Source organism: Streptomyces sp. NPDC101191 (assembly GCF_044767915.1).
Taxonomy (GTDB): Bacteria; Actinomycetota; Actinomycetes; order Streptomycetales; family Streptomycetaceae; genus Streptomyces.
Genome location: NZ_JBIWOU010000002.1, coordinates 810308 through 835311, shown reverse-complemented (window position 1 = coordinate 835311; position 25004 = coordinate 810308). Strand labels below are relative to the sequence as shown.

23 protein-coding genes are annotated in these 25004 nt (G+C 74.6%); 11 read left to right on the top strand and 12 right to left on the bottom strand.

From position 1 onward, the window contains the following. Positions 1-6: 6 nt before the first annotated feature. Positions 7-1275 carry an acyl-CoA dehydrogenase family protein gene (locus ACIRQF_RS10730; protein WP_376636269.1) on the bottom strand — a complete coding sequence of 423 codons (1269 nt, stop codon included), beginning with the start codon at positions 1273-1275 and terminating at the stop codon, positions 7-9. Positions 1276-1412: 137 nt separating this feature from the next. After that, positions 1413-1871, bottom strand: coding sequence for an RrF2 family transcriptional regulator (locus ACIRQF_RS10725; protein ID WP_376636267.1), 459 nt, complete (start codon positions 1869-1871; stop codon positions 1413-1415). 416 nt (positions 1872-2287) lie between these two features. Here ACIRQF_RS10725 and ACIRQF_RS10720 point away from each other — a divergent pair, with 416 nt between their 5' ends. Further along, a complete protein-coding gene (locus tag ACIRQF_RS10720; protein WP_404090821.1) occupies positions 2288-3145 on the top strand; it encodes a glutathione S-transferase C-terminal domain-containing protein in 858 nt (285 codons plus the stop codon). Between the two features lie 135 nt (positions 3146-3280). On the opposite strand, the gene ACIRQF_RS10715 is transcribed toward ACIRQF_RS10720, so the two are convergent. Continuing rightward, on the bottom strand, positions 3281-4318 hold the full coding sequence (locus ACIRQF_RS10715; RefSeq protein WP_389758001.1) for an NAD-dependent epimerase/dehydratase family protein: 1038 nt from the start codon (positions 4316-4318) through the stop codon (positions 3281-3283). 140 nt (positions 4319-4458) lie between these two features. Here ACIRQF_RS10715 and ACIRQF_RS10710 point away from each other — a divergent pair, with 140 nt between their 5' ends. Together ACIRQF_RS10710 and ACIRQF_RS10705 are read left to right on the top strand one after the other, a co-directional pair. After that, the gene (locus ACIRQF_RS10710; RefSeq protein WP_382480288.1) at positions 4459-4725 is read left to right on the top strand and encodes a DUF5133 domain-containing protein; all 267 of its coding nucleotides are present in this window, start codon (positions 4459-4461) and stop codon (positions 4723-4725) included. Between the two features lie 51 nt (positions 4726-4776). Next, positions 4777-5166 carry a hypothetical protein gene (locus ACIRQF_RS10705; RefSeq protein ID WP_404090818.1) on the top strand — a complete coding sequence of 130 codons (390 nt, stop codon included), beginning with the start codon at positions 4777-4779 and terminating at the stop codon, positions 5164-5166. Here the strand turns inward: ACIRQF_RS10705 and ACIRQF_RS10700 are convergent. Then, positions 5159-5791 (bottom strand): DUF6058 family natural product biosynthesis protein, encoded by a 633-nt coding sequence (locus tag ACIRQF_RS10700; RefSeq protein ID WP_404090815.1) that lies wholly within the window; start codon positions 5789-5791, stop codon positions 5159-5161. The two genes, ACIRQF_RS10705 and ACIRQF_RS10700, sit on opposite strands and share 8 nt — an antisense overlap. Before the next feature lie 117 nt (positions 5792-5908). Continuing rightward, positions 5909-7177, bottom strand: coding sequence for a D-alanyl-D-alanine carboxypeptidase family protein (locus ACIRQF_RS10695; RefSeq protein WP_404090812.1), 1269 nt, complete (start codon positions 7175-7177; stop codon positions 5909-5911). 442 nt (positions 7178-7619) lie between these two features. Here ACIRQF_RS10695 and ACIRQF_RS10690 point away from each other — a divergent pair, with 442 nt between their 5' ends. Continuing rightward, positions 7620-9548, top strand: coding sequence for an NAD-binding protein (locus tag ACIRQF_RS10690; RefSeq protein ID WP_376636502.1), 1929 nt, complete (start codon positions 7620-7622; stop codon positions 9546-9548). Between the two features lie 293 nt (positions 9549-9841). Here ACIRQF_RS10690 and ACIRQF_RS10685 read toward each other — a convergent pair whose 3' ends face one another. Both ACIRQF_RS10685 and ACIRQF_RS10680 read right to left on the bottom strand, forming a co-directional pair. Next, entirely contained in the window at positions 9842-10087 is a 246-nt protein-coding gene (locus ACIRQF_RS10685; RefSeq protein WP_376636253.1) for a hypothetical protein, read from the bottom strand. A gap of 232 nt (positions 10088-10319) precedes the next feature. Then, the gene (locus tag ACIRQF_RS10680) at positions 10320-10799 is read right to left on the bottom strand and encodes an NUDIX domain-containing protein (protein ID WP_382480294.1); all 480 of its coding nucleotides are present in this window, start codon (positions 10797-10799) and stop codon (positions 10320-10322) included. A gap of 109 nt (positions 10800-10908) precedes the next feature. Here ACIRQF_RS10680 and ACIRQF_RS10675 point away from each other — a divergent pair, with 109 nt between their 5' ends. Together ACIRQF_RS10675 and ACIRQF_RS10670 are read left to right on the top strand one after the other, a co-directional pair. After that, on the top strand, positions 10909-11223 hold the full coding sequence (locus ACIRQF_RS10675) for an ArsR/SmtB family transcription factor (protein ID WP_376636249.1): 315 nt from the start codon (positions 10909-10911) through the stop codon (positions 11221-11223). After that, positions 11220-11636, top strand: a complete 417-nt coding sequence (locus tag ACIRQF_RS10670; RefSeq protein ID WP_404090808.1) for an SRPBCC domain-containing protein — start codon at positions 11220-11222, stop codon at positions 11634-11636. Before ACIRQF_RS10675 ends, ACIRQF_RS10670 begins: the two co-directional genes overlap by 4 nt. Before the next feature lie 10 nt (positions 11637-11646). On the opposite strand, the gene ACIRQF_RS10665 is transcribed toward ACIRQF_RS10670, so the two are convergent. From ACIRQF_RS10665 to ACIRQF_RS10650, 4 genes are all read right to left on the bottom strand, one after another. Beyond that, positions 11647-11901, bottom strand: coding sequence for a LapA family protein (locus ACIRQF_RS10665; RefSeq protein WP_376636246.1), 255 nt, complete (start codon positions 11899-11901; stop codon positions 11647-11649). A gap of 154 nt (positions 11902-12055) precedes the next feature. Further along, positions 12056-13273, bottom strand: coding sequence for an FAD-dependent oxidoreductase (locus ACIRQF_RS10660; protein ID WP_404090805.1), 1218 nt, complete (start codon positions 13271-13273; stop codon positions 12056-12058). Beyond that, on the bottom strand, positions 13270-14691 hold the full coding sequence (locus ACIRQF_RS10655; RefSeq protein ID WP_404090802.1) for an FAD-dependent oxidoreductase: 1422 nt from the start codon (positions 14689-14691) through the stop codon (positions 13270-13272). Before ACIRQF_RS10655 ends, ACIRQF_RS10660 begins: the two co-directional genes overlap by 4 nt. Further along, the gene (locus ACIRQF_RS10650; protein ID WP_376636240.1) at positions 14688-16157 is read right to left on the bottom strand and encodes an FGGY family carbohydrate kinase; all 1470 of its coding nucleotides are present in this window, start codon (positions 16155-16157) and stop codon (positions 14688-14690) included. The genes ACIRQF_RS10655 and ACIRQF_RS10650 overlap by 4 nt, the downstream gene beginning before the upstream one ends. Before the next feature lie 330 nt (positions 16158-16487). On the opposite strand from ACIRQF_RS10650, the gene ACIRQF_RS10645 reads away from it, so the two are divergent. Next, positions 16488-17483 carry a hypothetical protein gene (locus ACIRQF_RS10645; protein WP_382480305.1) on the top strand — a complete coding sequence of 332 codons (996 nt, stop codon included), beginning with the start codon at positions 16488-16490 and terminating at the stop codon, positions 17481-17483. A 130-nt stretch (positions 17484-17613) separates the two neighbouring features. Next, positions 17614-19146, top strand: coding sequence for an amino acid permease (locus tag ACIRQF_RS10640; protein WP_382480308.1), 1533 nt, complete (start codon positions 17614-17616; stop codon positions 19144-19146). A 67-nt stretch (positions 19147-19213) separates the two neighbouring features. On the opposite strand, the gene ACIRQF_RS10635 is transcribed toward ACIRQF_RS10640, so the two are convergent. Next, positions 19214-19999, bottom strand: a complete 786-nt coding sequence (locus ACIRQF_RS10635) for a GntR family transcriptional regulator (RefSeq protein WP_404090797.1) — start codon at positions 19997-19999, stop codon at positions 19214-19216. A 249-nt stretch (positions 20000-20248) separates the two neighbouring features. On the opposite strand from ACIRQF_RS10635, the gene ACIRQF_RS10630 reads away from it, so the two are divergent. From ACIRQF_RS10630 to ACIRQF_RS10620, 3 genes are all read left to right on the top strand, one after another. Beyond that, complete coding sequence (locus tag ACIRQF_RS10630; RefSeq protein ID WP_389757982.1) at positions 20249-21586, top strand: DUF2252 domain-containing protein; 1338 nt, start codon at positions 20249-20251, stop codon at positions 21584-21586. A gap of 434 nt (positions 21587-22020) precedes the next feature. Then, positions 22021-23376, top strand: a complete 1356-nt coding sequence (locus ACIRQF_RS10625) for an alpha/beta fold hydrolase (RefSeq protein ID WP_404090792.1) — start codon at positions 22021-22023, stop codon at positions 23374-23376. After that, complete coding sequence (locus ACIRQF_RS10620; RefSeq protein ID WP_404090789.1) at positions 23373-24992, top strand: alpha/beta fold hydrolase; 1620 nt, start codon at positions 23373-23375, stop codon at positions 24990-24992. The genes ACIRQF_RS10625 and ACIRQF_RS10620 overlap by 4 nt, the downstream gene beginning before the upstream one ends. Positions 24993-25004: the final 12 nt, after the last annotated feature.

The window sequence follows — 25004 nt, the reverse complement described above, 5'->3', positions numbered from 1 at the left end:
GCCCGGTTACGCCAGGAGGGTGAGCCGGGCGTGGGTGCCGTGCAGATAGTGGTCGCCGATGTCCCGCAGCCGGTGGTCCGGCGAGACCGGGGCGGTGAGCGCCCGGACGTTGCGCCAGAAGCGGTCGAACCCTGACCCCGCGCCGTGCGGGTCGGCGGCCGCGGCCGGGTCCACGAGCTGCAGGATGCGGGTGGTGATGTCGACCGCGGCCCGGTTGGCCACGGTCTCGGCCGCGGCGACGAGGACGGCGATGTCGGCCCGTTCCTCGACGTCGAGGGCCCGTTCGGCGAGCAGCCCGTGCGCCAGGGCGTCCGTCGCCCGCTCCGCCACGGCGGCGGCGGTGTGCGCGGAGGTCGCCAACTCCCCGTAGGCCAGCAGCAGGTACGGGTCGTCTCCGGCGGGGGCGGCGCCGCCGGCCGGGCGCGGCGGGGCGGCCTGGGTGGCCCGGCTCACGTCCCGGGCCTCGGCGAGCGCGCCCTCGGCGATGCCGAGCCCGACGTGGACCAGGAGCAGCCGCAGGGCGAGCGGCGCCAGGGTCGAGTACGGGGCGACGGCGTGCTCGTCGTGGGGGAGCGCACCGAGGACCTGCCCGGGATCGACGGTCACCCGGTCGAACGTGACGGTGCCCGCGCCCGCGAGACGCTGGCCCATCCGCTCGGGGCCCGGGTCGGTGAGGACGGCCGGATGCGCCGGGTCCACGAGGACGAGCAGCAGGTCGCCCGTCTCCGTACAGCGGGCCCCGACGACCAGCCGGTCGGCGACCGTCACGCCACTGGCGAAGGCGCGCCGTCCGTCGAGGACGTACGAGCCGCCGCCGGCCGGGGTGAGGGTGAGCCCCGTGGTCCCGGTTCCGGTGCGTGGTGGCTCGACCGCTCCGCCGAGCAGCCACCGCTCCTCGGCGGCGCGCCCGGCGAGGTCGAGCGGTCCGGCCGCCGGGCCGAGGAAGCGCGAGGTCCAGGACAGCACGCAGTGGTGGGCGAGGAGTTCGCCGACGGAGCCGTCGGCGGCGGAGATCTCGCGGATCACCCCGCAGGCGGTCCGCCAGTCGGCCCCGCGCCCGCTGGTCCCGGGCGCGGTGAGCAGTGCGGGCAGACCCGCCTCCTGGAGCCGGGCCACCTCGTCGAACGGCGCCTTCCCGGCCCGGTCCCTGGCCACGGCGTCCACGGCGAGATCGTCGGCGAGCTCCCGGGTGACGCGGGGCCAGATCTCGTCGTCGGCCGGGCGGTGGGCCGCTGCGGAGGCGGTGCGTATCGCTGACTTCTTCGGCGTTCTCACGGCACCTCACATGATCCCTAGTATTCCCACTGGAATAGTAGGGATAGTGGCAGAGGGGTCGGCCGGGCCCCAACAGGCGTCCACATCGCGGACCTTGGATTCTCGTAAAGCGAGACGGGTGGACCGGGGCCGGACCGTCAGGGGTTGGTCCAGGACTCCGGGTCCTCCGCCAGCGCCACGATCTCCGGCGGCAGCGCGGCGGTGGCCAACTGGGCCAGCGACACCCCGTCGAGGACCTGGCGCACGTTCGCCCGCAGCGCCACCCACAGCGTGAGCAGCGACTCGGCCGGCCCCGTGTACGACAGCTCCGGCGGCCGCACCCCGCGTACCGACACCAGCGGACCCTCGACGCAGCGGATCACGTCGGCGACCGAGATGTCCTCGGCCGGCTTCGCGAGCCAGTAGCCACCGTTGCCGCCCCGCTGGCTCTGCACCAGACCGCCCTTGCGCATGTCGCCCAGGATTCCCTCCAGGAACTTGTGCGAAATTCCCTGGTGCTCGGCGATGGCCTCGGCCTTCACCGGCCCGGCGTCCCGGGCCGCCGCGAGCTGGAGGGCGGCCCGCACCGCGTAGTCGGCCCTGGCTGAAATGCGCATACGCGCATTATGCATAGGCGCCCGGTCCGCACCCTTGACGAGGGGCGGCGGCGCTCCCACACTCGTGAACGAGAAGCCGAGTGAACAGGTAGGGAATCATGAGAGCCGCCGCCGCACCGGACACGGCCCACGCCGGCCGGCTGCCGCGCACCCTGCCGCTCACCTCCCGCCGCCACATCGACCTGCTGCGGGTCTGCAGCGCGGCCTGACGACAGGCCTTCGAGGGGCTCCGGAATCCGTCGCCCCCCGAGCCCGGCCGGACCTGCGCCCGCGTATCCGCCCGAACGCCGCGCGGCCCGGCCCCCGGCCTGCCCGTGTCCGTTCCTTCCCGTACCTCTGCTGCCTCCGGGAGCGCGCCGACGCCGTCGTGCCGTCGCGCGCCATCGCGACCCAGCACCGAGCACCCAGGGAGAACCATGTCCGTCGTACCCTCCGTCGTCCCCGCCGCCACCGCCCCCGTCTTCCGTGGCCGCATCGGCCGCGACGAGCACAGCGGCCACTACGCCGTACCGCACCGCTACCGCCTCCACCTGGCCCCGGCCGACCCCGGCTGTCTCGGCGTCGCCGTGACCCACGGACTGCTCGGTCTCGACGACACCCTGCCGCTGACCGTGCTGCCCGCCCTCGCCGACACGCCCGACGGCGGGTACGCCGCACTGCGCCCCCTGTACGAGGCCAGCGCCCACCTCTACCGGGGGCCGGCCGCCGCCCCCGTGCTCAGCGACGGCTGGACCGGCCGGATCGTCTCCACCCACGTGCCCGACATCCTGCGGGACCTCGCCCTCCGCTTCCGCGGCGACGGACCCGAACTGCTCCCCGAGGACCGGCAGGACGAGATCCGTGCCGTCGCCGACCTGTGCGAGCGCAGCGTCAACGCCGCCGCCCAGCGCGCCGGCGAACTCGGCCTCGACGACACCGCCGCCCACCACGACCCGCTCACCGTGCTGTTCGCCGCGCTCGGCTCGCTGGAGCGGCGCCTCGCCCGCGGCCCGTACGTCCTCGGCGACGCGCTCACCGCCGCCGACGTGACCGTCTGGGGCACCCTCGTCCAGCTGGACACCGTCCACCGCTGGCACCTCGACGCCGCCGCCATGGACCGGGTCGCCGCCCACCCCGCCCTGTGGGCCTACGCCGCCCGGCTCGCCGCCCACCCCGCCTTCGGCCGTCACCTCGACATCGACGCCCTGCTCGACCGGCACCGCGCCCACTGCCGCGGCCGCGAGGCGGCCGGCGCCGCCATGCGCATCGTGGACTGGGCGGCGGCGCGGGCCTGAGCGGCTCTTGGCGCGGCGCGGGCCTGAGCGGCTCTTGGTGCGGCGCGGGCCTGAGCGGCTCTTGGTGCGGCGCGGGCCTGAGCGGCTCTTGGTGCGGCGCGGGCCTGAGCGGCTCTTGGTGCGGCGCGTTCCGGCTCAGCCGAAGCGGCGCCCGGCCAGGGGCTCCGTCGCGTCGCCGCCACCCGCCCTGACTCCGCGCAGGAACGCCTCCAGGGCCTCCACCGAGGTCCTGGCCGGCTCCCAGCCCAGCTCGCGCCGCGCCCGCTCCGTCGCCATCACCGGCAGGTGGAGGACCGCGTCGAACAGGTCGGGCGAGGCGGGCACCACCCGCATCCGCCAGGCCGCCGCGAGCGCGCCCCGGACCGCCGCGTTCGGCACCTTCACCGGCCGGGCGTCGAACAGCGCGGCCAGCGTGCCCACGTCGACCGGCGGATCGGCCGCCACGTTGAACGCGCCCCGGACGTCGTGCAGCAGCGCCAGCCGGTACGCCTCGGCCGCGTCGTCGGTGTGGAGCACCTGGAAGCGCAGACCGTCCAGCTCCGGCAGCAGCGGGAGCAGTTCGGGACGGAACAGCTGGCCCGGGAACCAGCGGCCCGCGAAGATCCGCCGCTGCTCGCTCGCCGCCTCCTCCTTGAACAGGAACCCGGGCCGCAGCCGCACCACCCGCGTCTGCGGATGGTCGCGCTCGAAGGTGTCCAGGACCCGTTCCAGATAGGCCTTCTCGCGGGTGTACGCGGCGCCCGGCCAGCCGTGCGTCGGCCAGGACTCCGACACCGGCGCGCCGTTGCCCGGCCCGGGGGAGTAGGCGCCGACCGAGGAGGCGTGCACCAGGACCGGGACGCGCGCCGCGGCCACCGCGTCGAAGACCCGCACCGAGCCGAGCACATTGGTCCGCCACGTCGCCAGCGGGTCGTGCGTCGGCTGGAAGCGCCAGGCCAGGTGCACCACCGCGTCCGCGTCCGCCAGGTACTGCGCGAGCCGCGGCTCGTCCCCCTCCAGCGAGAGGTCCACCTCGGCCCACTCGGTCTTCGTCAGGGTCAGTCCCGGCCGGCGCCGGGACAGGCCGAGCACCGACGCCACCCGGGGCTCCCGCTCCAGAGCCCGCACCAGGCTCGTCCCCACGTTCCCCGTGGCACCGGTGACGACCACGTGCAGTCGGTCACTGGTGTTCATGTCTCGACCTTCCGCCATCACGGCTCGACGCGCACGCGGGGATCCCGCCGATCACCCAGCGTGGCGCTGCGGGTCGCGCGGGTGAGCGTGTGACCCCACGATGGTGGAGCCGGGGGGCCAGGGCCGTACAGGAGGACCGGATGCTGCTCCCCGACCGCAACACGATCGACCGCCTGCTTCGGTGCTACCGCAGCCAGGAACGGCTGGTCCTGGCCAGGCCGCACGACCCGGCGGCCCGCAGGCGGTTCGAGGACACCGTGTACACGCTGTGCGTCCTCATGGGGGAGCGCACCGGCCGCGAGGCGGCCAGGGCCGCGGAGCGCTACGTCGCCGAGCCGTCGCCGCTGCGGGAGTCCACACTGAAGGTGTGCGGTTCGACGCGCACCGGCGGGATGACCGCCGAATAGCGCCACGGACGGGGCCGCACGACCAGGGCCCACGGGTGGGAGGTGCCGGACATGGACGGGGCACAGCTCTCGCCGCGCGAGCGGCGGATCCTCGAGCAGATCGAGCACGATCTCGACGAGGACGCCGCCCTCGCCCACACCTTCGCCACCGGCCACCGGACCCGGCTGCGGACCGGGCGGCGCGCCTCGGCGACAGGCTTCGGCAAGCGCCGGACCGTCGGGTCCGGCCGGCTCACGGGCCCCGCGGCCGCCCTGCTCGGCCTCGTGGCGGTCGTCCTCTTCGTGAGCGCCGTCGCCACCGGGTCCGCGGCCCTCATCTGGGCCTTCGCCGTCGTCTGGGTGCTCACTCTGACCTGTGTCATGCGCCTGGTGCTGCGCTGGTCCCACCGCCATCTCACCGGCGACGAACGTCCGCGCCCCGACGACGGCGACGTCAGCTGAGCGCGTCGCCGCCCGGGGACGCCTCCGCCGGGCGCGGGAAGCGGTTCCGTACGGCGTCGATGCAGGTGTCCCGCGAGGTCGGACCGCCGAAGCGCAGCCGGTCGTAGGGCGCGAACTCCGGTTCCAGCGCGTCGAGCTCGTCCACCAGGGCGTGCAGGGCGGCCGCCCACAACGGCGAGTCGGGACGCGGCGCGCCGAGCGCGTCGGTGATCGCCGCGGTCAGTTCGTCCTTGCGCCGGATCGTGTCCGGGGCGACCCGGTGCAGACAGACGTACCGGCCGCTCAGATACGCCTCCCACTCCGCCGCGCCGTCGGCCGGGTCCGGCCAGTGCGCGACGAACCACCCGCGCAGCCGCTCCGGACCGCCCGCCCGGGCGGCCAGGTCGAACAGATCGCGGGGGACCATCTCCGCCCCGTCAGACCGCAGATAGCCCGGCAGCGGCAGCAGCCCGTCCAGCATCTGCCGCCGCGCCTCCTCCACGTCCCGCCCCGACTCCGCGCACAGGACCTCGAGGGGCGTGAACCGCGCGCTGACGTAGGCGTCGTCGGCCACCGTCATCGGGTGGTCGCCGTTGACCTCCCGGAACCGCCGCGCGACCTCCGCCGCACAGGTGCTCGTCCGCATGCCGCTCCTCCCCGAGGACCGCCGGGCCTGTCCCGCGCGGTGTCCGGGCAGCCTAGGCGCGGGACCGTACGGCGCCCGCCGAACGATGCCGCCCGGGCATCGCGGCCTGCCCGGGACTCAGTTCCCGCTCGCGCCGAACCGGCGCCAGAGCCACAGCGAGAGGGCCGCGCCGAGCGCCGCGCCGACCAGGGCGAGCGGCAGCCCCGCCGCCGTGCCCGAGGGGGCGGCCTTCTGCGGCATGTCGTGCGGCTTCCGCTCCGTGACCGCCCGCGCCGGCGCGCCGACCTCCGGGCCGGCCTTGGCCTTCAGCGGGCCCTCCGTCCGGTCCGCGCCGCGCGTCTCCCCGGCGCTCTGCGTCTTCCCCGCGGCCCGCACCTGTGCGGTGCCGGCCGCCTTCCGCGGGTCCTTCCCGGGCAGCAGCGAGCCCACCGGCCGCACCTGCCCGGAGGCCTCGAAGCCCCAGTCGAGCAGCTCCCGGGCCTCCTCGTACACCGCGAGACCGCCGCCCGCCTGCGGGTTCATCACCGAGATCACCAGTGTCCGCCCGCCACGTCTGGCGGCCGCGACCAGGGTGTTGCCGGCGTTGCTCGTGTAGCCGTTCTTCACCCCGATGAGCCCGGGATAGCGCGCCACCCCGTTGGAGCCGGTGAGCAGCCGGTTGGTGTTGGCGATGCCGTACGACCACGAGCCGGCCGGGAAGTCGGCGTACCGGGTCGAGCAGTAGCGGACGAAGTCCGGGTCCTGAAGCCCTGCCCGCCCGAAGACCGCCAGGTCGTACGCGGACGAGACCTGGCCCGGCGCGTCGTAGCCGTCGGGCGAGACCACGTGGGTGTCGCGGGCCCCGAGCGACACGGCCTTCTCCTGCATCTGCTTGGTCATCGACTCCCAGCCGCCGCTCATCGAGGCGAGCACGTGCACCGCGTCGTTGCCCGAACTGAGGAAGACGCCGTTCCAGAGGTCCGACACCTTGTAGGTGTAGCCCTCCTTCACGCCGACCAGGCTGCTGCCCTCGCCGATGCCGGTCAGTTCGGCGTCGGCGACGGTGTGGCGTTCGTCCGCCTCGTGGTGGGGCAGCGCTGTCAGGGCGAACAAGGTCTTCAGCGTGCTGGCGGGCGGCAGCGGCTTGTGCGCGTTGCGCGCGGCGAGCACCTCGCCCGTGACCGCGTCCGCCACCACCCAGGACAACGCCGAGAGGGACGGCACCTCCGGAGCGCCCCGCAGCGGCTGCACCTGGGTGCCGGACCGGTCGAGCCGGGCGGGGTCGACGAAGGACCGCGAGGGCGGAGTCGGCTCCAGGGGGGAGGCGGCGGCCGCCGGGACCGGAAGCGCGAGCAGCAGCGCCGCGGCGCCTGCGGCGGCAAGACGGACAGCTGGCGTGACGATCATTCAGCCACCGTAGGAAGCCGGTGCCGGCCCCGCAGATCGAAGTGCGCCGACCGGGGTAGCGGCCGTGGCGAACGGCGGCGTGTCGGGCGGCCGGGAGCCGCCGGACGCGGGACCCCTGACGCCGTGCCGCCCCCCCCGTGTCCCCCATGTGCCCGGTCCCGGAAGCGGACACCTGACGCCGTGCCACCCCCCCCAGTGTCCCCGTGTGCCCGGTCCCGGCGATCCCGGACGCGGACACCTGACGCCGTGCCACCCCTCCCGTGCGGGGTCCCGGCGATCCACGGACGCGGACGCCCGACGCCGTGGCGCCCCCCGTCCCGGTCCCGGCATACCCCGTCCCGGGTCTGTCGGTGGGGCAGGGCATCCTGGTGACGTGTCCTCATTTCCGTACCAGAGCAGGCCCGTTGCCACCTCGGAGGCCCCCGCGGGCTCGATCGAGCACATGATCGTCTGTGGTGACGACGTGCTCGCCCATCGTCTCGCGGCCGAACTGAACGAGATGTACGGGGAGCGCGTCACCCTGCTCGTCCCCTCGCCCGGCGGCGCGCCCGACCGGCCCGCCGACCGGCCAGGGCGGGCCATGGCGCTCTTCGGCCGGGTGACCGCGGCCGTCACGCGCACCACGGGCTCGGGCGGCACCGGCGCGCCCGGCCCGGGCGACGGGCGCGGCCCGGAGCAGGGCCGGAGGATCCGGATGGTCGAGACGGCCGAGGTCGACGACACCGTGCTGCTCGACGCGGGGGTCGAGCGGGCCGCCGCGCTCGCCCTCGTCCACGAGGACGACGAGCGCAACATCCGCGCCGCGCTGACCGCCCGGCGGCTCAACCCGCGCCTGCGCCTGGTCATCCGGCTCTACAACCGCAAGCTCGGCCAGCACCTGGCCACACTCCTGGACGAGGCCTCGGCCGTCGTCGAACCGGGCCTCGACCCCGACAAGCCGGAGGCCGGCACGACCGTCCTCTCCGACGCCGACACCGCCGCTCCGGCCCTCGCGGCCACTGCCGTCGCGGGCGGCCGGAAGGTCATCCAGGCCGGCGGACTGCTGCTGCACGCGGTCGACCGCACCCCTCCCGCACCGGGTGAGGTCGCCGACCCGGGTCTGTGTCCGCTCGCCCTGCTCTCCTCCACCACCGGCGACCCGGGCGGCTGCGAGGGCTCCGAGACGAGCGGCGACCAGCGCCCGCGCCTGCTGCCGGGCGACGCGGAGGTCGCCGCCGCGACCGGGCGTGGCATCGTCGCGCTCGAAACCGTCTCCTACGAGGGGCCGACGCAGGCCTCCGGCTGGCTCGGCGCCTCCGGGCTGCCGGTCGGTTCGCTGTTCTCGCGGCGCCTGCGCTGGTCCCTCGCCGGTGTCCTCGCCGCGGTCCTGGCGCTGACCCTTGCCTCCACCTTCACCACGGGCGACCACCCGCTGCACGCCGCCTATCTGATCCTGCTCGACATCTTCGCGATCGGGGACCCGGCCGTCGGAGAGCCGACCAGCCGTCAACTGCTGCAGATCCTGGCCGGATTCGTCGGACTGCTCCTGCTCCCCGTGGTCATCGCGGCGCTCCTGGAGGCCTTCGGCACCTTCCGCAGCGCGACGGCGCTGCGCCGGCCGCCGCGCGGTCTCTCCGGCCACGTGGTGCTCCTCGGCCTGGGCAAGGTCGGCACCCGGGTCCTCGCCCGGCTGCGGAAGATGAACATCCCGGTGGTCTGCGTCGAGGCCGACCCCGAGGCCCGCGGCCTCGCGCTCGCCCGCCGGCTGCGGGTACCGACCGTCATCGGCGATGTCACGGAGGAGGGCGTCCTGGAGGCCGCCCGCATCCATCGCGCCCGTGCCCTGCTCGCCCTGACCAGCGTCGACATCACCAACCTGGAGGCCGCGCTGCACGCCCGCTCGATCAGCCCCGGGCTGCGGGTGGCGCTGCGCCTGTACGACGACGACTTCGCCACCGCGGTCTACCGCACCCTGCGCACGGTGCACCCGGGCGCCCTCACGCGCAGCCGCAGCGTCTCGCACCTCGCGGCGCCCGCCTTCGCCGGGGCCATGATGGGCCGTCAGGTCCTGGGCGCCCTCCCCGTGGAGCGCAGGGTGCTGCTCTTCGCGGCGCTCGACGTCGCGGACCATCCGCTGCTGGACGGCCGCACGGTGGCCGAGGCCTTCCGCCCCGGGGCCTGGCGCGTGATCGCCCGCGGCGACGCGGGCGTCCCGCTCGACCGCTCCGGATACGTCCCCGTCGGGGAGCTCCCGCCCGACCGCGCCCTGGGCCCCGGCGACCGGGTCGTGGTCGCGGCCACCCGGCGCGGCCTCGCCGTCCTCCACGGCCGCCGCCCCGGCCCGTTGGCCCCGGCCGGGCTGGACGACCCGGTCCCGGAGCCGCTGGGCTGAGCCCCGGGCGCCGACGCCGCTTCGGGCGGCCGCGGGTGGCGCCGGCCACGCACGCGGACGGCGACCGCCTTGTGTCGGGTGCGGGAGGTGTGTCGCCGTCGCGCGGGTCCGGGAGGGGTGCCGCCGTCGTCCCGCGGGCGGGAGGTGTGCCGCCGTCGCCCGGTTCCGGGAGGGGTGTCCTTGCCGTCCCGGGTCCGGGATGCATACCCCCCCTCGTCCCGCGTGCGGGAGGTGTGCAGTCGTCGTCCCGCGTCCGGCACGTACGCCCCCTCACCCGCGTCCCGGACCCGCCGTCACACGGGCCTGCTCCGTTCCGCGGTGGGGGAGGCCCGAAGGGTCGCCACCAGGCGCAGCAGCCGGGCCTCGTTCCCCGAGAGTCCCGCCGCGCGTAGCGCCTCGTCCGCCTCGGCCATCGGATGCGTCAGCATCGCCGCCGCGTAGGGTTCGAGGCGCGGATCCGACAGCACCGCCTGGGTGGACTCGAGAAGACGCAGGTAGGCCTGGGCGGCGGCGCGCTCGCGGCTGGTGACGGTCCTCATGTCGGGCTCCCTCTGGCTGGTTTGAGGTGGTCTCGCCCCACCCTCTCGCACGGGTCTGACAATGAGGGGGAACCGGACCTTCCGCGGGACCTGTGACGCACGCGGTACCGGCCCCTCCGCTGGGACCGGTGACGATCCGTCGGTCGGTCGTCGGTCGTCGGTCGCCGGGCGCGGGGCGCCTGTCGTCGGGCGCCGGTTGCCAGAGCGATGTCCGGCAGGAGCGGCTGTCCCGTCAGCCCCCGTCCGCGCCCACCCGTTCGGCCAGCCGTGCCAGGAACACCCGTTGCCCCGCCACCAGCAGCGGGCGTGCCGCGTCGAGGCCGAACCAGCCCACCCGGTCGATCTCCGGGAACTCCCGGATCACGCCCGAGCCCCGTGGCCACTCCATGCTGAAGGTGCCCGGCACCGTCCGCTCCGGGTCCAGGTCCGCCTCCACCGCCCAGATGGTGACGAGCTTTCCGTTTCCCTGCCGGGCTTCGCCGAGGTCGATCCATTCGCCCTGCGGGGCGGGCACTCCGAGTTCCTCCTCGAACTCGCGCCGCGCCGCGTCCGCGGGCGGCTCGTCGGCCGCGTACTCGCCCTTGGGGATGGACCACGCGGCCTCGTCGTGCGCGGCCCAGAAGGGCCCGCCCATGTGGCCGATGAGCACTTCGACGTGGTCCTCCGCGGTCCGGCGGAAGAGCAGGAGTCCGGCACTGCGCTTGGCGGGCATGGCGCCAGTGTGGCGGACGCCGGGCGGCGGCACACCCCTGACGCGTGCGCTCGCCACAACGCGTCGGAAATCTTTGACGCGTCGGGGATGTCCGACGTATCGTGAGGGTATGCCCACTGACGTGTTCGGCGTGCTGGCCAATCCGGTGCGCCGCAGACTGCTGGAAAGCCTGCGGGACGGCCCGCGCTCCACCGGGGAGCTGGCCGGACTGTTCGAGCTCGGCAGACCCGCGGTCTCCGAGCACCTGGCCGTGCTCAAGGCCGCCGGCCTCGTCCGCGAGGAACCTCGCGGACGGCACCGCTTCTACCACCTGCGACCGGCACCGCTGGCCGAGGTGAGCGAGTGGCTGCATCCCTTCGAGCACTTCTGGAAGCAGCGCCTGGACGCGCTGGCCGACCTGCTGGACGAGGAGAACGAGACATGACCGACAACACCCCCGGGACCGACGCGATCGACCTCGCGAAGTTCCTGCCCCATCCGCCGGCCGCCGTCTGGGCCGCCCTCACGGACCCCGTCCTGCACGCCCGCTGGTGGGCCGCCGGCGACGTCAAGCCGGTCGTGGGGCACCGCTTCACACTCGACATGGGCAACTTCGGCAGCCAGCCCTGCGAGGTGACCGAGGTGGACCCCGAGCGCCTGTTCGCCTACCGCTTCGCCGAGGGCTCGCTCGACACGACCGTCACCTGGCGGCTCGAGCCGGAGGGCAGGGGCACCCGGCTCTTCCTCACGCACGCCGGCTTCGACATCGACTCGCCCCTGGGGCGCCAGGCCTTCGACGGCATGGGGCGTGGCTGGCCCGGCGTCCTGGACCGCCTCGCCCGGCTGCTCGACGAGTAGCGCCCGCCCGCTACCGACGGGCGCGCCGCCGGGCGATGATCAGACCGAGCAGGACCCCGAAGAGCAGGGTGACGGTCAGGACGCTCCAGAGCGGCAGCGTGACGGTGGGGACCCAGAGCCGGATGGTGACCGATCCGGTGTTGACGGCGATGAACCAGATGGCCAGGCCGACCAGCAGCAGGAACCCCAGGGTGCGCAGCCGCATGTCCCGCCCCTTGACCGTGACGGTCGGCGGCTGGTGCTGTTTCGCGCTTCTCTGGGCCATACGGCTCATTATCCGAGGGTTGTCACCGTCGGGCGACCCGTGCCGGCGGCCCCCCGGCCCGTGGTCCTGCCCCCACCGCCCGGCCCGCCCCGGCTCGCCACAGCCCCGGTAGAACGCGGCTCCGTGTACGGGGCCTCCGGCCGCCCCCCGCCCGTCAGGTCCCGGCGGGCTCTGCGCCGCGCCCGGGCTCGCGCCCGTCGAGGCCGACCACCACGGGCCCTCCCGCGGGATCCGCCTCACCCGCCCACGTGGCCGTGTGACGCAGCGAGCGGTGCGGTTCCAGCAGGGCCGGGATGCGCCGTTCGATGAGGAGCCGGGCGTCCTGGCGCACCGTGAGCGTCGGCCGGACCAGGCGGGCCGTCGGGCGGAGCAGCAGGGTGGGGGCCGGTGCGGTCAGGCGGCCCGGGCACAGCCAGTGCAGCGCGCCCGCCGTGAGCAGAGGGAGGCCGGGCGCGGGCCAAGGGGCCCCCGACAGATGGGCCAGGGCGGCGTCGGCGGCCCGTCGGCCCTCCGCCGCGGCCGCCGGGGCGGGCTCGATGCCGCGCAGCAGATTGCCCGCGGCGAAGACCCCGGGCACGGAGGTGCGGTACTCCGGATCGACGGACGGGCCGTGGGTGCCCGGGTCGAGCAGGACGCGGCCCGCGCGGGCCAGTTCGTGATCGGGCAGCCAGTCTCCGGTGAAGACGACGGTGTCGCAGCGCAGCAGGCCGGTGCGCCCGTCCGCGCCGCGCACCACGACGCCCGAGAGGCGCCCCCGGCCCACGAGTTCGACCACGGTCGCGCCCCGCAGGACGGGCGCGGGCAGACGCGGGCCGCGCGGCCGGTCGGTGACGACCGCCGCCACGTCGATCCCGGCCCGGCGCAGGGTGCGGACCGCGTGCCCGGCGACCGGATCGGCGCCGACGACGACCGCGCGACGCCCGATCCGCTCCCCGCGCAGCCCGAACAGCTCCACCGACTGCTGGAGTTCGCCGGTGCTCAGGACCCCGGCGGGTCGGCTGCCCGGCACCAGGCGCGCGCTGCGCGGGCGTTCGCGCGCCCCGGTGGCGAGGAGCACGGCGCGCGCCGTGATCAGCTCGAGCCCGGTGGGAGCCGTGACCTCCAGCGTGAGCGGTCCGGCCCAGCCGGTCGCGCTCACCCCGGTACGGACGCGCGCCCCGGACCGTACGGCGGCGTCCACGGCCCGCCGGGCGTACCCGGGCCCCGTGTACGCGCCGAAGCCCGCCCGCCCGCAGTGCCGCGGCACACCCCCCGCGGCCCGCTCGCGTTCCAGGACCTCTACGTGGCCCGCGCCCGCCGCGGCGAGCCGGGCGGCCGCGGCCAGGCCCGCGGGACCGCCCCCGACCACCAGGACGTCGACCGTACGGTTCACCGCGCGCCCTCCTCGAACAGCGCCCGCACCGTCGCGCCGCAGGAGAAGCCCTGGCAGCGCCCCGCCCTGGCCCGGGTCCTGCGGCGCAGTCCGTCCAGGGACGCGGGCGGCACGGGGGAGGCGAGCGCGTCCCGGATCTCGCCCAGCGTGACGCGTTCGCAGTGACAGACGATCGTGCCGTACGCGGGGTCGCGCGCGATCCGCTCGGCGTCACGGTACGGGCGGGGGAACGCCTCGCCGAGGTTCGGCATCCGCACGGGGGCCAGCGGTCGCTCGGCCCCCGGCTCAAGGCCCGCGTCGGCGAGGAGTTCCACGGTGTGCCGGCCCAGCGCGAGCGAGGCGGTGAGGCCGGTGGAGCGGATGCCTCCGACGGTGACGTAGCGCAGCTCGGGGTGGGCGGTGACGCGGTAGTCCTCGGCGCCGGTCGCGGCGCGCAGGCCCGCGTACACGGCGGTCACCTCCTCGTCGAGGAGTGGAGGGAGGATCCGGCCGCCCTGCGCGCGCAGCCCGGCGAGTCCCTCGGCCGTCGATCCGGTCGCGGTCCTGTCGTCGAGGTCCTCGGCGGTCGGCCCGAGCAGCACGTTGCCGTACACCGTCGGGGCGATCAGGACTCCCTTGCCGAGCGCTCCTGGCACCGGCAGCAGGATGTGCCGGACCAGCCCGCGTGCGAACTTGTCGAAGACGACGAGCTGTCCGCGGCGCGGGGTGACCGTGAAGTCGTGGCGGCCGACGAGGGCGTCGAAGGCGTCCGCGTACAGCCCGCACGCGTTGACGAGGAAGCGGGTGTGCAGCACCCCGCGCGGGGTGACCAGCCGGTGCGGGGCGCCGGGTCCGCCGAGCCGGACCTTCTCCACGGGGCAGTCCAGATGCAGGTCGACGCCCGAGCGGACGGCCTGGGTGGCGTACGCGAGCGGGGTCGACCAGGGGCAGACGATCGACTCGCCCGGCACGTCGAGGGCACCGAGCGCCCCGGGGCCCAGGTGCGGCTCCCGCGCGTAGAGCTCGGCGGCCGAGAGGGGGCGGGTGCCGTGGTGGCCGTTGCGCGCGGCCTTGTCGGCGAGGCGGGGGAGCGCGGCGAGCTGCTCCTCGTCCCAGGCGACCAGCAGGGCGCCGACGGGCTCGACCGGGATGCCGGTCTCCGCCGCGTAGGCGCCGAGCAGCCGGCTGCCCTCGCGGACCAGCCGGGCCTCAAGCGAGCCGGGTACGGCGTCGAAGCCGGTGTGCAGGATGGCCGTGTTGGCCTTGGAGCTGCCCTCGCCGATGTCGCCTCCGGCCTCCACGAGCGCGACGCGCAGCGAGTGGCGGGCCAGTTCGCGCGCGACGGCGCAGCCGACCACGCCCGCCCCCACCACGGTCACGTCGTACGCGCCGTCCGGTGCCTCGGTGTCCGGCAGGGGCCCGCGTCGGGTCACGCTCACGCGGCGGAGCCCCCGGTGCCCGTGGCCGCGCCCCGGCCGTCGGAGAGCAGCCCGGCCACCGCCGTTCGGAACCGGTCCAGGCGCTCCGCGGCCTCGTCCGCCGTGATCCGGGGCTCGTACACCGCCGAAGGCTTCCACTCCGGGACGGCCTCGCGGACGGCCAGCCCCGGCTCCTTTCCGAGCCGGGCGACGGCGGCGACGCCGAGGGCCGTGGCGTCGGGCAGGGCGGACACCTCGACCGGGCGCTGTAGCAGATCGGCCTGCGTCTGCATGAGCAGCGCCGAGCGGGTCAGCCCACCGTCCACCCGCAGGGTGGTGAGCGGGGCGCCCAGGTCGGCCGCCGCGGCCCCGGCGAGCTCCACGACCTGCGCGGCGATGCCCTCGCACAGGGCCCGGACCAGCTGCCCTGGGCCGGTGTCGAGGCCGAGCCCGGTGAGCGCGCCGCGCACGTCGCCGCGCCACCAGGGAGCGGCGAGACCGGCGAGCGCGGGGACGAAGGTGACGCCGCCCGCGTCGGGTACGGCCCCGCCCACCGTGTCGAGTTCGGTGGCGTCCGCGATCACCCCGAGCTCGGTGAGCCAGCGGACGGCGGACGCGGCGGTGTACACCTGCCCGTCCAGGCAGTAGCTGGTGCGGCCGGCGAGCCGCCAGGCGGGGCAGGCGACCAGGCCGGAGTCGCTCCGGCGCGGCGCGGACCCGGTCTGGGCGAGCAGGAAGGCCCCGGTGCCGTAGGTGCACTTGGCGGCCCCGGGTTCGGTGACGTCCTGGGCGAGCAGGGCGGCCTGCTGGTCGACCAGGAGACCGGTGAGGGGGATCGGCGGCCCGAAGGCGGTGGTCGTGCCGACCGGAGTGTCGCAGTCCACCACCTCGGGCAGGGGCTCGCCGCCCAGACCGTAGGCGTCGAGGGCCGTGCCGGACCAGGCGACGGTGTCCAGATCCAGCAGTCCGGTGCGGCCCGCGGTGGCGGCGTCGGTGACGAACGCGCCCGTGAGCCGGTGCACGAGCCAGGAGTCGCTGGTCGTGACGACCCCCGCGCCGGTGAGGCTGCGGCGGATCCAGGCCATCTTGGGAGCGGCGAAGTAGGGGTCGAGCGGCAGACCGGTGATCCGTGTCAACTCGGCGGCGTGCGCGCCGAGTTCCTCGCACAGAGGGGCGGCCCTGCGGTCCTGCCAGACGAGCGCGTCGGTGAGCGGCTCGCCCGTCGCGGGGTCCCAGGCGAGCACGGTCTCGCCCTGGTTGGCCAGGCCCACGGCGACCACGGGTTCCCCGGCCTCGGCGAGGGCCGCGCGACCGGCGGTGACGACGGAGCCGTACAGCTCACGGGGGTCGACCTCGACGAGGCCGCCGGGCAGCGCGCGGGGGTGCACCGGCGCGAAACCGCCGCCGATCACCCCGCGTTCGGGGCAGACCACGAGGGCCTTGGTGCCCGACGTGCCCTGGTCGACGGCGAGTACCGGGCCCGTCATGTCTGCGACTCCCTGCGGTTCGTGGTTCCTGGCGGTCCTTGATCGGGTACCCGACCGTGGAACCGGTCAGCCTGATGCAGCCGGGGCCGCCCGTCAAGGCTGTCCAGGCGAAGCCGTCAGGTCCTGAGCTCGCACGGACCTGAAATCAAATTCGGTCGCTGTCTTGATAGTTACGGTCACGGAGAAAAGTGGATCGGTCACGTCCGGCGACCTCTATAGTGATCGCCGATCAACGGCCGGGTCGGCACCACACCGTCCCAGGGGACTGACCACCCCCGTGTCACCGACTCACCGAGGAACCATGTCGTCCACCCATCACCCCGCCGCCTGATGGCCGGGCACGGCTTCCGGCCCGTCTACCACCCGGCGGGGCACGACCACGCCCTGCGCGGTGCCGTACAGGACCTGCGCACGGGCCGCTGGGTGGCCATGGCCCGATTACTCGACGAGACGATCGACTGGCCGGCCTGGACCCGGCGTACCCAGGTGCTCGCCGCCGTGGCCGCCGGCACCGACGTCGTCGACGCCTGGCGCGGCGAGGAGCCCGACTCGGCCGCGGCCGCCGTGATGCACGCGCGGGTCGTCGTCGAACGCGCGGTGCGCGCCCACCGTACCGCCCACGCGCGCACCCGCGAGCTCTGGCAGGAGGCGTGGACCGCCTGCCTGGAGGCCGCCGAGCGCGCCCCCGCCGACCCCGTGCCCTGGGTCTGCCGCCTCGCCCTCTCCGTCCTCGACGCCCAGCAGCGCATGGAGGAGCACCGGGCCGTGCCACCCGCGCCCATGCTGCCGCCCGCGCCCTGGGGGCTGCTCGCCGAGGCCGAGAAGCGCGACCCGTACAACCGCGAGGCGCACCACCGGATGCTGCAGTTCGTGTACGCCCGGCGACCCGGACCGCTCTCCGAAGCCGTCAACTACGCCCAGTGGGCCGCCTCCTCGGCACCCGTCGGCTCCGCCCTGCACGCGCTGCCCCTCTACGTGCGCGTCGAGCGCTACCGGCGCGAACGCGGCCACGAACGCGCCCTCGACCTGCACTGGGTGGCCGAGGACGCGGTGCGCGACGCCCGCGGCGCGATGGACTCCTGGTTCCTGTTCTGCGCCACGGACGAGGCCAGCCTGCTGGACCTCAACCACCTGGCCCACGCCCTCTACGGGTCCCTCGGGTTCGCCGACGCGGCCCGGGTGTTCGACGCGCTCGGCCCCTACTGGACCCCGCAGCCCTGGTCGTACCGCACCGCCCACCCCGACGAGCGCGGCCCCGCCGAGGAGGTCTTCCTGCGGGCCCGGGCCCGGTGCCTGGGCGTCGGCGAGGACCGCACCGGCCCCTGACGGCTGCCGCGGCCCCGCCGCCTCCTGTTCCCGAGCCCGTGCGCCGGCTCCCGCACGTACCCCCGTACGTCACTCCCGGTCCGTGACCCCCGTACGGACCTACCCGTCCCCCCTTCCCCCGGAGGAACGCATGTCCCGCACCGCTCCCACCGACGCGATACGCAAGCCGCCACCGGCGCCCCGGGACGAGGAGGCCCGGCTCAGAGAGCTCGGCTACCAGCCCGTCCTGGCCCGCCGGATGGGCGGCTTCGGCAACTTCGCCATCAGCTTCTCGGTCATCTCGATCCTCTCCGGCTGCATGACGCTCTACGGCTTCGGGCTCGGCACCGGCGGCCCGGCCGTCATGCTCTGGGGCTGGGCGGGCGTCGGCCTCTTCGTGCTGTGCGTGGGCCTCGCCCTCGCCGAGGTGACCAGCGCCTACCCGACCTCCGGGGCGCTCTACTACATGGCCGACCGGCTCGGCGGCCGCCGCTGGGGCTGGTACACGGGCTGGCTCAACCTGCTCGGCCTGCTCGGCGCCATCGCGGGCATCGACTACGGCGCCGCCCTCTTCACCGGCGCCTTCCTCAACCTCCAGTGGGGCTTCACCCCCACGCCGGAGTCCACCTTCCTGATCTTCCTCGCGATCCTGCTCGTGCACGCCGTGCTCAACCTCTACGGCGTGCGCCTGGTCAGCGTCCTCAACTCCGTGAGCGTCTGGTGGCACCTGGCCGGCGTCGCCGTCATCGTCGGCGCGCTCGCCGTCGTCCCCGACCACCACCAGTCGGCGAAGTTCGTCTTCACCGAGTTCGTCAACGACACGGGCTGGTCCAACCCCGTCTACGTGGCGGCGGTCGGCCTGCTGCTGGCGCAGTACACCTTCTCCGGCTACGACGCCTCCGCCCACCTCTCGGAGGAGACCGCCAACGCCTCCGTGGCCGCCGCCAAGGGCATCGTCCGCTCCATCTGGGCCTCCTGGATCGCCGGTTTCGCGCTGCTCGCCGGCCTGACCTTCGCGATCCAGGACTACGCGGGCACCCAGAACAGCGCCACCGGGGTGCCGCCCGCCCAGATCCTGCTGGACGCGCTCGGCGAGGGCGGAGCCAAGGCCCTGCTGCTCGTGGTCATCGTGGCCCAGCTCTTCTGCGGCAACGCGGAGGTGGCCGCCGCCAGCCGCATGGTCTTCGCCTTCAGCCGCGACAACGCGCTGCCGGGCTCCTCGCTCTGGCGCCGCGTCAGCAGCCGCACCCACACCCCGGTCCCGGCCGTCTGGCTGTCCGTCGTGGTCGCCGCGCTGCTCGCCCTGCCGTCGCTGTACTCGGCCACCGCCTACGGGGCCGTGACCGCCATCAACGTCATCGGCATCACCCCCGCCTACGCCATCCCGATCCTGCTGCGGCTGCGCGCGGGCCGTTCCTTCGTCCCCGGGCCGTGGAACCTGGGCCGCTGGAGCCGGCCGATCGGCTGGATCGCGGTGATCTGGGTGGCCGTCGTGACCGTGCTGTTCTGCCTGCCGCAGCGTTCCCCCGTCACGGTCGACACCATGAACTACGCCGTGATCGCCCTGGCCGTCGTGCTGATCCTCGCCAGCGTCTGGTGGTACGTCGCCCGCCGCTCCTACGGCACACCGCAGGCCTACGGCAGCGCCCGCGAGGAGGCGGAGATCGCGGAGGGCATCGTCTAGGCCGGTTCTTTCGGATCAGGCCGGACGGCGGGGGCCCTGGCGGAGGCCCTCGCGCCGGGTCCGGGGCTCAGCCGCCGAACTCGTAGGTCCAGGCTCCGGTCCGGGCGGCCACGTCGATGTCCGTGACCTCCAGGGCGTGCCCGTGGTGGTCGCTCACGACGCGGTGGACGCTCAGCCGCGCCGGGTCGCCGGCCGGTCCGCGGCCGCTCGCTCCACCCCCGGTGCGCTCCGGGGGCGCGGCCGGGACGCCGATCGACTCGCGGTGGACGGTCCGCAGACCCGCCTGGTGCATCCAGTGGTAGAGCAGGCGCAGGTCCGGCTGCCGGTAGCGCTCGCCGCTCGGCCGGTAGCGGCCCAGTTGCGGGATCTCCACGAGGGCCGGCCGGGAGAACCAGCTGACCGAGCGCTGCAGCGAGACGCCGGCCGGGGTCAGCACCGCATGACGGTGCACCAGGGTCGGCTCCCCGGGCGCCAGGGAGAGCCGGCCGGCCAGGGCCGCCGGCGGTGTCTCCCAGGACAGCGCGGCGCGGACCAGGGCGTCGGCGGCCCGGGGGCCGCCCGGGAAGGTCCGTACCCGCGGGGTGGGCGCGGCGACCCGGGCCTCGGGCCCGGCGCACGCGGCGAAGGTGCCGCGCCGGTCGGTCACCACGAGGCGTTCCTCGCGCAGGAGTTGGAGCGCGCTGCGGACGGTCTGCCGGTTCACGTGATAGCGGTGCGCCAGATGGCGCTCGGACGGGAGCCGGGTGCCGGGGGAGATGCGGTGCTGGGTGAGGTCGTCCCGCAGGGCGTGGGCGACCCGGAGGTAGAGCGGAAACTCCGCCCCAGGTCCGTGCTCGGGAACGGGCTCGGCCATGTCTCGGACCCTCTCTGTCGTGCGTGGTCGTACGGGTGCCGCCAGGGTCGGGCGGGCCGGAGGAACATGCGTGTCTCCACCGTCGCGGGGTGTGATCGCCCGACCCGTATGGGTGATCAATTCCTATCATTGGTCTAAACCATTCGGGAAGTCCTGACGGTGAGAGTGGCCGAAACGGGCGGGGCGATTTGTAATGGATCGCACGGGAACAGTGGTGGCAGCAGCCCTGGAAGAGGCGGGTGAGGCCGGATGACGACTGCGTCGGAACGGGCCGAGAGGGGCAGGGCCGCACGCAAGCGCGTCCCCCGGTCCTCGCACGGCCGCTGGATACCCTCCTCCCAGCGCCCCGACCCGCTCGCCGTGCTGGAGCGCGAGTCCGTCGACCGCCTGACCGAACTCGTCCCCATTCGCTACGGCCGGATGGCCGTCTCGCCCTTCTCCTTCCTGCGCGGCGCGGCCGGCGTGATGGCGGCCGACCTCGCCGCCACCCGGAGCACCGGGCTCACCGTGCAGCTCTGCGGCGACGCCCATCTGCTGAACTTCGGTGTGTACGCCTCACCCGAACGGACGCTCCTGTTCGACGTCAACGACTTCGACGAGACGCTGCCGGGGCCCTTCGAATGGGACGTCAAGCGGCTCGCCGCCTCCATAGCTGTCGCGGCCCTCCAGAACGGCTCCACGAAGGCCAAGGCGCACCGCGCCGCCCTCGTCGCCACCGAGGCCTACCGCACGGCCATGCGCCGTCTCGCCGGACTCGGCGAGCTCCAGGTCTGGTACGAGCGGATCGCCGTCGAGGACCTCGCCTCCCTGCTCCGCGGGACGGACCGGGCGCGCGTCAAGGACCGGATCGCCCGCGCCCGCCGCCGCACCAGCCTCCAGGCCTTCGGCAAGCTCACCGAGAAGGACGGGACCGGCCGCCACATCGTCGAGGACCCGCCGCTCCTCGAACGGGTCACCGACCTCGACCGGGTCGGCATCGGCAAGATCTTCAGCGACTACCGCAGCTCGCTCTCCGAGGAGCGCCGGCTGCTCCTCGACCGCTTCCACTTCGTCGACGCCGCCCGCAAGGTGGTCGGCGTCGGCAGCGTCGGCACCCGCTGCTTCATCCTCCTCCTGGAGGGGCGGGACGACGCCGACCCGCTGTTCCTGCAGATCAAGGAGGCGGGCCCGTCGGTCCTGGAGCAGTACCTGGCCCCCAGTCACTTCACCCACCAGGGCCGCCGGGTGGTCTCCGGCCAGCGGCTCACCCAGGCCGCCAGCGACATCTTCCTCGGCTGGATGACCGGGCCGGAACAACGCCATTTCTACTGGCGCCAGTTGCGCGACATGAAAGGTTCCGCGGAGGTCGAGACCATGTCGCCGGGGCTGCTCCGCGACTACGCGCGACTGTGCGGACGGGCCCTCGCCCGCGCGCACGCCCGCACCGGCGACCGGATCGCGATCGCGGTCTACCTCGGCTCCTCCGACGTCTTCGACAAGGCCATCGCCGACTTCGCCCTGCGCTACGCGGCACAGAACGCCGACGACTACGCCGCCCTGAGCGCCGGCATCGCCGCCGGAGTACTGACGGCCGCCCCGGGGGTCTGACTGCTCCGAGTGGATCCCACGAGTGGTGGGAGCCCCACCACGACCGCAGGCTGACGAGCACAGTGCCCGCCCGGACCACGCCGTGGCGGGCCGAGCCACGCGGTGTCGCCCCGGCAGGGGCGGCCGTGGTCCACAGAGAGACCCGATACATGACGGAAGAAGCCACCGTACGAGCGCGCGCCCGGCGCCCGTACGGTCGACGACGTTCCCGAGGCGCGCGCACCGGCCTCGCGCTCGTCGCGGCCGGACTCACCCTTCTGGGTGCGGCCGGTCCGACGGCGGCAAGTTCCCCGGCCGCAGGAAGTCCTCCGACGCCGGTCACCACGGTGTCACCGCCCGTCCGCGGGCCCCATCCAGGAGGTCCGGCGCGGTTCGTGCCCGCTCCGTGCCCGCAGACCCCCGAGCCGGTTCCCGGGCGGTGCGGATTCCTGGAGGTGCCCGAGAGCCGGTCCCACCGCGGCGGCGGCCGGACGCTGCGGCTGGCCGTCGCGATCATCCCGGCCGCCTCGGGCGAACCGGCCGGCGAGCCGGTGGTCTTCATGGAAGGCGGGCCCGGCGGCGACGCGTTCGACAGCATCCCCTTCCTCGTCTCCTCCGGGGTGAACCGGGACCACGACCTGATCGTGATGGCCCAGCGCGGCACGCGGTACTCGGAGCCGAACCTCGCCTGCCCGGAGATCGACCGCTTCAACGTGGCGGCCGTGGGGCTGCGCTACGACTCCCCGGCGACCGGGCGGCTCCTCGTGCGCGCGGCCGAGGAGTGCCGTGACCGCCTCACGCGCGACGGAATCCGGCTGAGCTCCTACAACACCACGGAGAACGCGGCCGACTTCGCCGATCTGCGCACGGCCCTCGGCATCGACCGGTGGAACGTCTACGGCTACTCGTACGGCACCAACCTGGCCCTCACCTACCTGCGGCTCCACCCCCAGGGCATCCGCTCGGTGGCGATCGACTCGGTCGCGCCTCCCAAGGTCGTGAACCTGCCCTGGACCTGGGACAGCGCCGCGGAGGGGATCGGAGCGATCTTCGCGGCGTGCGAGGCCCAGCCTCGGTGCAAGAGCCGTTATCCGCACCTCCGGCGCACGCTGGACGAGCAGGTCCGGCGCCTCGAGGCGCACCCTCTGACACTGATGGCCCAGCCGCCGGCGGGCGGGGACCCGGTCAAGGTCGACCTCGACGGCGGCGCTCTGGTCAACATCCTCGTGGCCAACACCGTCAAGGCCGTCGACGTCCCCGCGGCACTCGACGAACTCGCCCACGGCAACCCGGAGCGCTTCGCGCGGGCCCGGGCCGTGGACGTGGGGACCGTCATCGGCGGGTTCGCCCACGGCATGACGCAGTCGATCGCGTGCGCCGAGTGGGCTCCCGGCTTCTCGGAGCGCGACGTCCTGAAGGCGGGGCGCCGGAACTTCCCGGGGTGGCCGGACTCGGTCCTCGCCCAGCCCCCGCAGCTGCCCTTCGAGCACGACCTGTGCCGGGCCTGGAACGTCCCGGACCGCACGGCGATCCAGCGGGTGGCCACCTTCAGCACGGTGCCGGCGCTCGTCCTCGCCGGAAGCTTCGACATGAAGACGGGCGCGAGCTGGGCCCAGGTCGCGGCCCGTACCCTGCCCCGCTCGACCTCGGTCGTGATCCCCGGAATCGGCCACTGGGTGGTCCCCCAGTCGCCCTGCGCGGCGAGCGTCCTCGCCTCCTTCCTCGATCGTCCGAGCGCGCCCGACACCGGCTGCGTGGCAGCACTCCGGCCCGCACCGTTCACCATCACCCCTGACGCGGAGACCGCATGACACCCCTTCGACCGCACCGGACGTCCCTCCGGGCTCCCCACCACCGGCGCGACGCGCGACGGCTCCCGGCCGCGCTGGCCGGGGTCACCGCCGGTCTCCTCGCCGCCGGCCTCGTCGCGGCACCCGCCCACGCCGGATCCGGCCCCGCGGGGTCGCTCGGCACGGTCGCCCGGACGGCGGGTCACTCCCGCTTCGTCCCCGGACCCTGCCCGAGGACGGCGGACCCGATCCCCGCCCTGAAGGACGCGCACTGCGGAACGCTCACCGTCCCCGAGATCCGCGACCGGCACCGGGGCCGCGGGCGAAAGATCACCCTCGCCGTCGCGATCATCCCGGCGGCCGCGAAGCGGCCCGCGGGCGACCCGATCGTGTGGCTCGCCGGCGGACCCGGCGACGACGCGGTGTCGGAGATCCCCATGGCGCTCGCCGGCGGCCTGAACCGCGACCGGGACCTGATCTTCATGTCCCAGCGCGGGACCTACTCGGCCGACCCGGAGCTCACGTGCCCGAACGTCGACGAGTTCGTCGCGAACTCCCTCGATCTCGTCTTCGGCGCCCCGTCCACCGGGCGCCTGCACGTCGAGGAGACGCGGAAGTGCCGCGACCGGCTGGTGCGCCGCGGAGCCGATCTCAGCGCCTACAACGGCACCGAGAGCGCCGCCGACTACGACGACCTGCGCAAGGCGCTGGGCATCGAGCAGTGGAACGTGTTCGGGATCTCCTACGGCACCGACCTGGCGCTCCAGTACATGCGCCTGCACCCGCGGGGCATCCGGTCGGTCGGCATCGACGGCGTCCTGCCCCCGTCCCTGGCGGGCGGGGCCGTGACCTGGAAGGCCGCGCGGGAGGGCTTCGACGGCATCTTCAAGGCCTGCGAGGACCAGCCCGCCTGCAACACCCGTTATCCGCACCTGAAGGCCACCTTCGAGCGGCTCGTCAGCGAGCTGGAGGCCCGACCGATCACCACCACGGTCACGGTGCCGGGCCAACCGCAGCCCGTGAAGGTCACGCTGGACGGCGGCCTCCTGGTGAACTGGCTGACCTTCGCCAGCCATCTCGCAGCCGGAGTGCCCCGCTCCATCGACGAGCTGGCCCACGGCAACCCGCAGCGGATCGCCGAGCAGTACGCGGGCGGAAAGCTGAGCCCGCAGGCCATCGGGAGGGTCTCCCACGGGCTTGTCTTCGGGGTGTTCTGCAGGGAGTGGACACCGTTCGAGAGCGAGGCCGACGTGATCAGGGCGGGGCGGCGTCTCTTCCCCTCGTTCCCCCGCTCGGTCCTGGCCAACGCCCCCCTTCTCAGCTGGATGCACGCGGACTGCCGGGCCTGGGACGTGCCCCCTGCCGCCCCCTCGATCCGGGCCAGGACCTACAGCGACATCCCGACCCTCGTCCTGTCCGGCGGCTTCGACTCCCAGACCGCGCCGAGCAACGGGGCGTACGCCGGACGCACGCTCAGCCGGTCCACCGTCGTCACGGTGCCGTACGTCGCCCACGTGGTCTTCGCGGAGTCGACGTGCGCGCAGACGATGACCGTCTCGTTCTTCGAGAGGCCGGAAGCGCCGGACACCGGCTGTCTCGCGGGCCTCCAGCCGCCCACGTTCGAGATCGGCACCTGACGGAAGCCGACG

Excerpts from the sequence above, each read along its gene's own strand:
- ACIRQF_RS10725 (WP_376636267.1), bottom strand. The coding sequence starts at position 1,871 with ATGCGCATTTCAGCCAGGGCCGACTACGCGGTGCGGGCCGCCCTCCAG.
- ACIRQF_RS10720 (WP_404090821.1), top strand. The coding sequence starts at position 2,288 with ATGTCCGTCGTACCCTCCGTCGTCCCCGCCGCCACCGCCCCCGTCTTC.
- ACIRQF_RS10715 (WP_389758001.1), bottom strand. The coding sequence starts at position 4,318 with ATGAACACCAGTGACCGACTGCACGTGGTCGTCACCGGTGCCACGGGG.
- ACIRQF_RS10710 (WP_382480288.1), top strand. The coding sequence starts at position 4,459 with ATGCTGCTCCCCGACCGCAACACGATCGACCGCCTGCTTCGGTGCTAC.
- ACIRQF_RS10705 (WP_404090818.1), top strand. The coding sequence starts at position 4,777 with ATGGACGGGGCACAGCTCTCGCCGCGCGAGCGGCGGATCCTCGAGCAG.
- ACIRQF_RS10700 (WP_404090815.1), bottom strand. The coding sequence starts at position 5,791 with ATGCGGACGAGCACCTGTGCGGCGGAGGTCGCGCGGCGGTTCCGGGAG.
- ACIRQF_RS10695 (WP_404090812.1), bottom strand. The coding sequence starts at position 7,177 with ATGATCGTCACGCCAGCTGTCCGTCTTGCCGCCGCAGGCGCCGCGGCG.
- ACIRQF_RS10690 (WP_376636502.1), top strand. The coding sequence starts at position 7,620 with ATGATCGTCTGTGGTGACGACGTGCTCGCCCATCGTCTCGCGGCCGAA.
- ACIRQF_RS10685 (WP_376636253.1), bottom strand. The coding sequence starts at position 10,087 with ATGAGGACCGTCACCAGCCGCGAGCGCGCCGCCGCCCAGGCCTACCTG.
- ACIRQF_RS10680 (WP_382480294.1), bottom strand. The coding sequence starts at position 10,799 with ATGCCCGCCAAGCGCAGTGCCGGACTCCTGCTCTTCCGCCGGACCGCG.
- ACIRQF_RS10675 (WP_376636249.1), top strand. The coding sequence starts at position 10,909 with ATGCCCACTGACGTGTTCGGCGTGCTGGCCAATCCGGTGCGCCGCAGA.
- ACIRQF_RS10670 (WP_404090808.1), top strand. The coding sequence starts at position 11,220 with ATGACCGACAACACCCCCGGGACCGACGCGATCGACCTCGCGAAGTTC.
- ACIRQF_RS10665 (WP_376636246.1), bottom strand. The coding sequence starts at position 11,901 with ATGGCCCAGAGAAGCGCGAAACAGCACCAGCCGCCGACCGTCACGGTC.
- ACIRQF_RS10650 (WP_376636240.1), bottom strand. The coding sequence starts at position 16,157 with ATGACGGGCCCGGTACTCGCCGTCGACCAGGGCACGTCGGGCACCAAG.
- ACIRQF_RS10645 (WP_382480305.1), top strand. The coding sequence starts at position 16,488 with ATGGCCGGGCACGGCTTCCGGCCCGTCTACCACCCGGCGGGGCACGAC.
- ACIRQF_RS10640 (WP_382480308.1), top strand. The coding sequence starts at position 17,614 with ATGTCCCGCACCGCTCCCACCGACGCGATACGCAAGCCGCCACCGGCG.
- ACIRQF_RS10635 (WP_404090797.1), bottom strand. The coding sequence starts at position 19,999 with ATGGCCGAGCCCGTTCCCGAGCACGGACCTGGGGCGGAGTTTCCGCTC.
- ACIRQF_RS10630 (WP_389757982.1), top strand. The coding sequence starts at position 20,249 with ATGACGACTGCGTCGGAACGGGCCGAGAGGGGCAGGGCCGCACGCAAG.
- ACIRQF_RS10620 (WP_404090789.1), top strand. The coding sequence starts at position 23,373 with ATGACACCCCTTCGACCGCACCGGACGTCCCTCCGGGCTCCCCACCAC.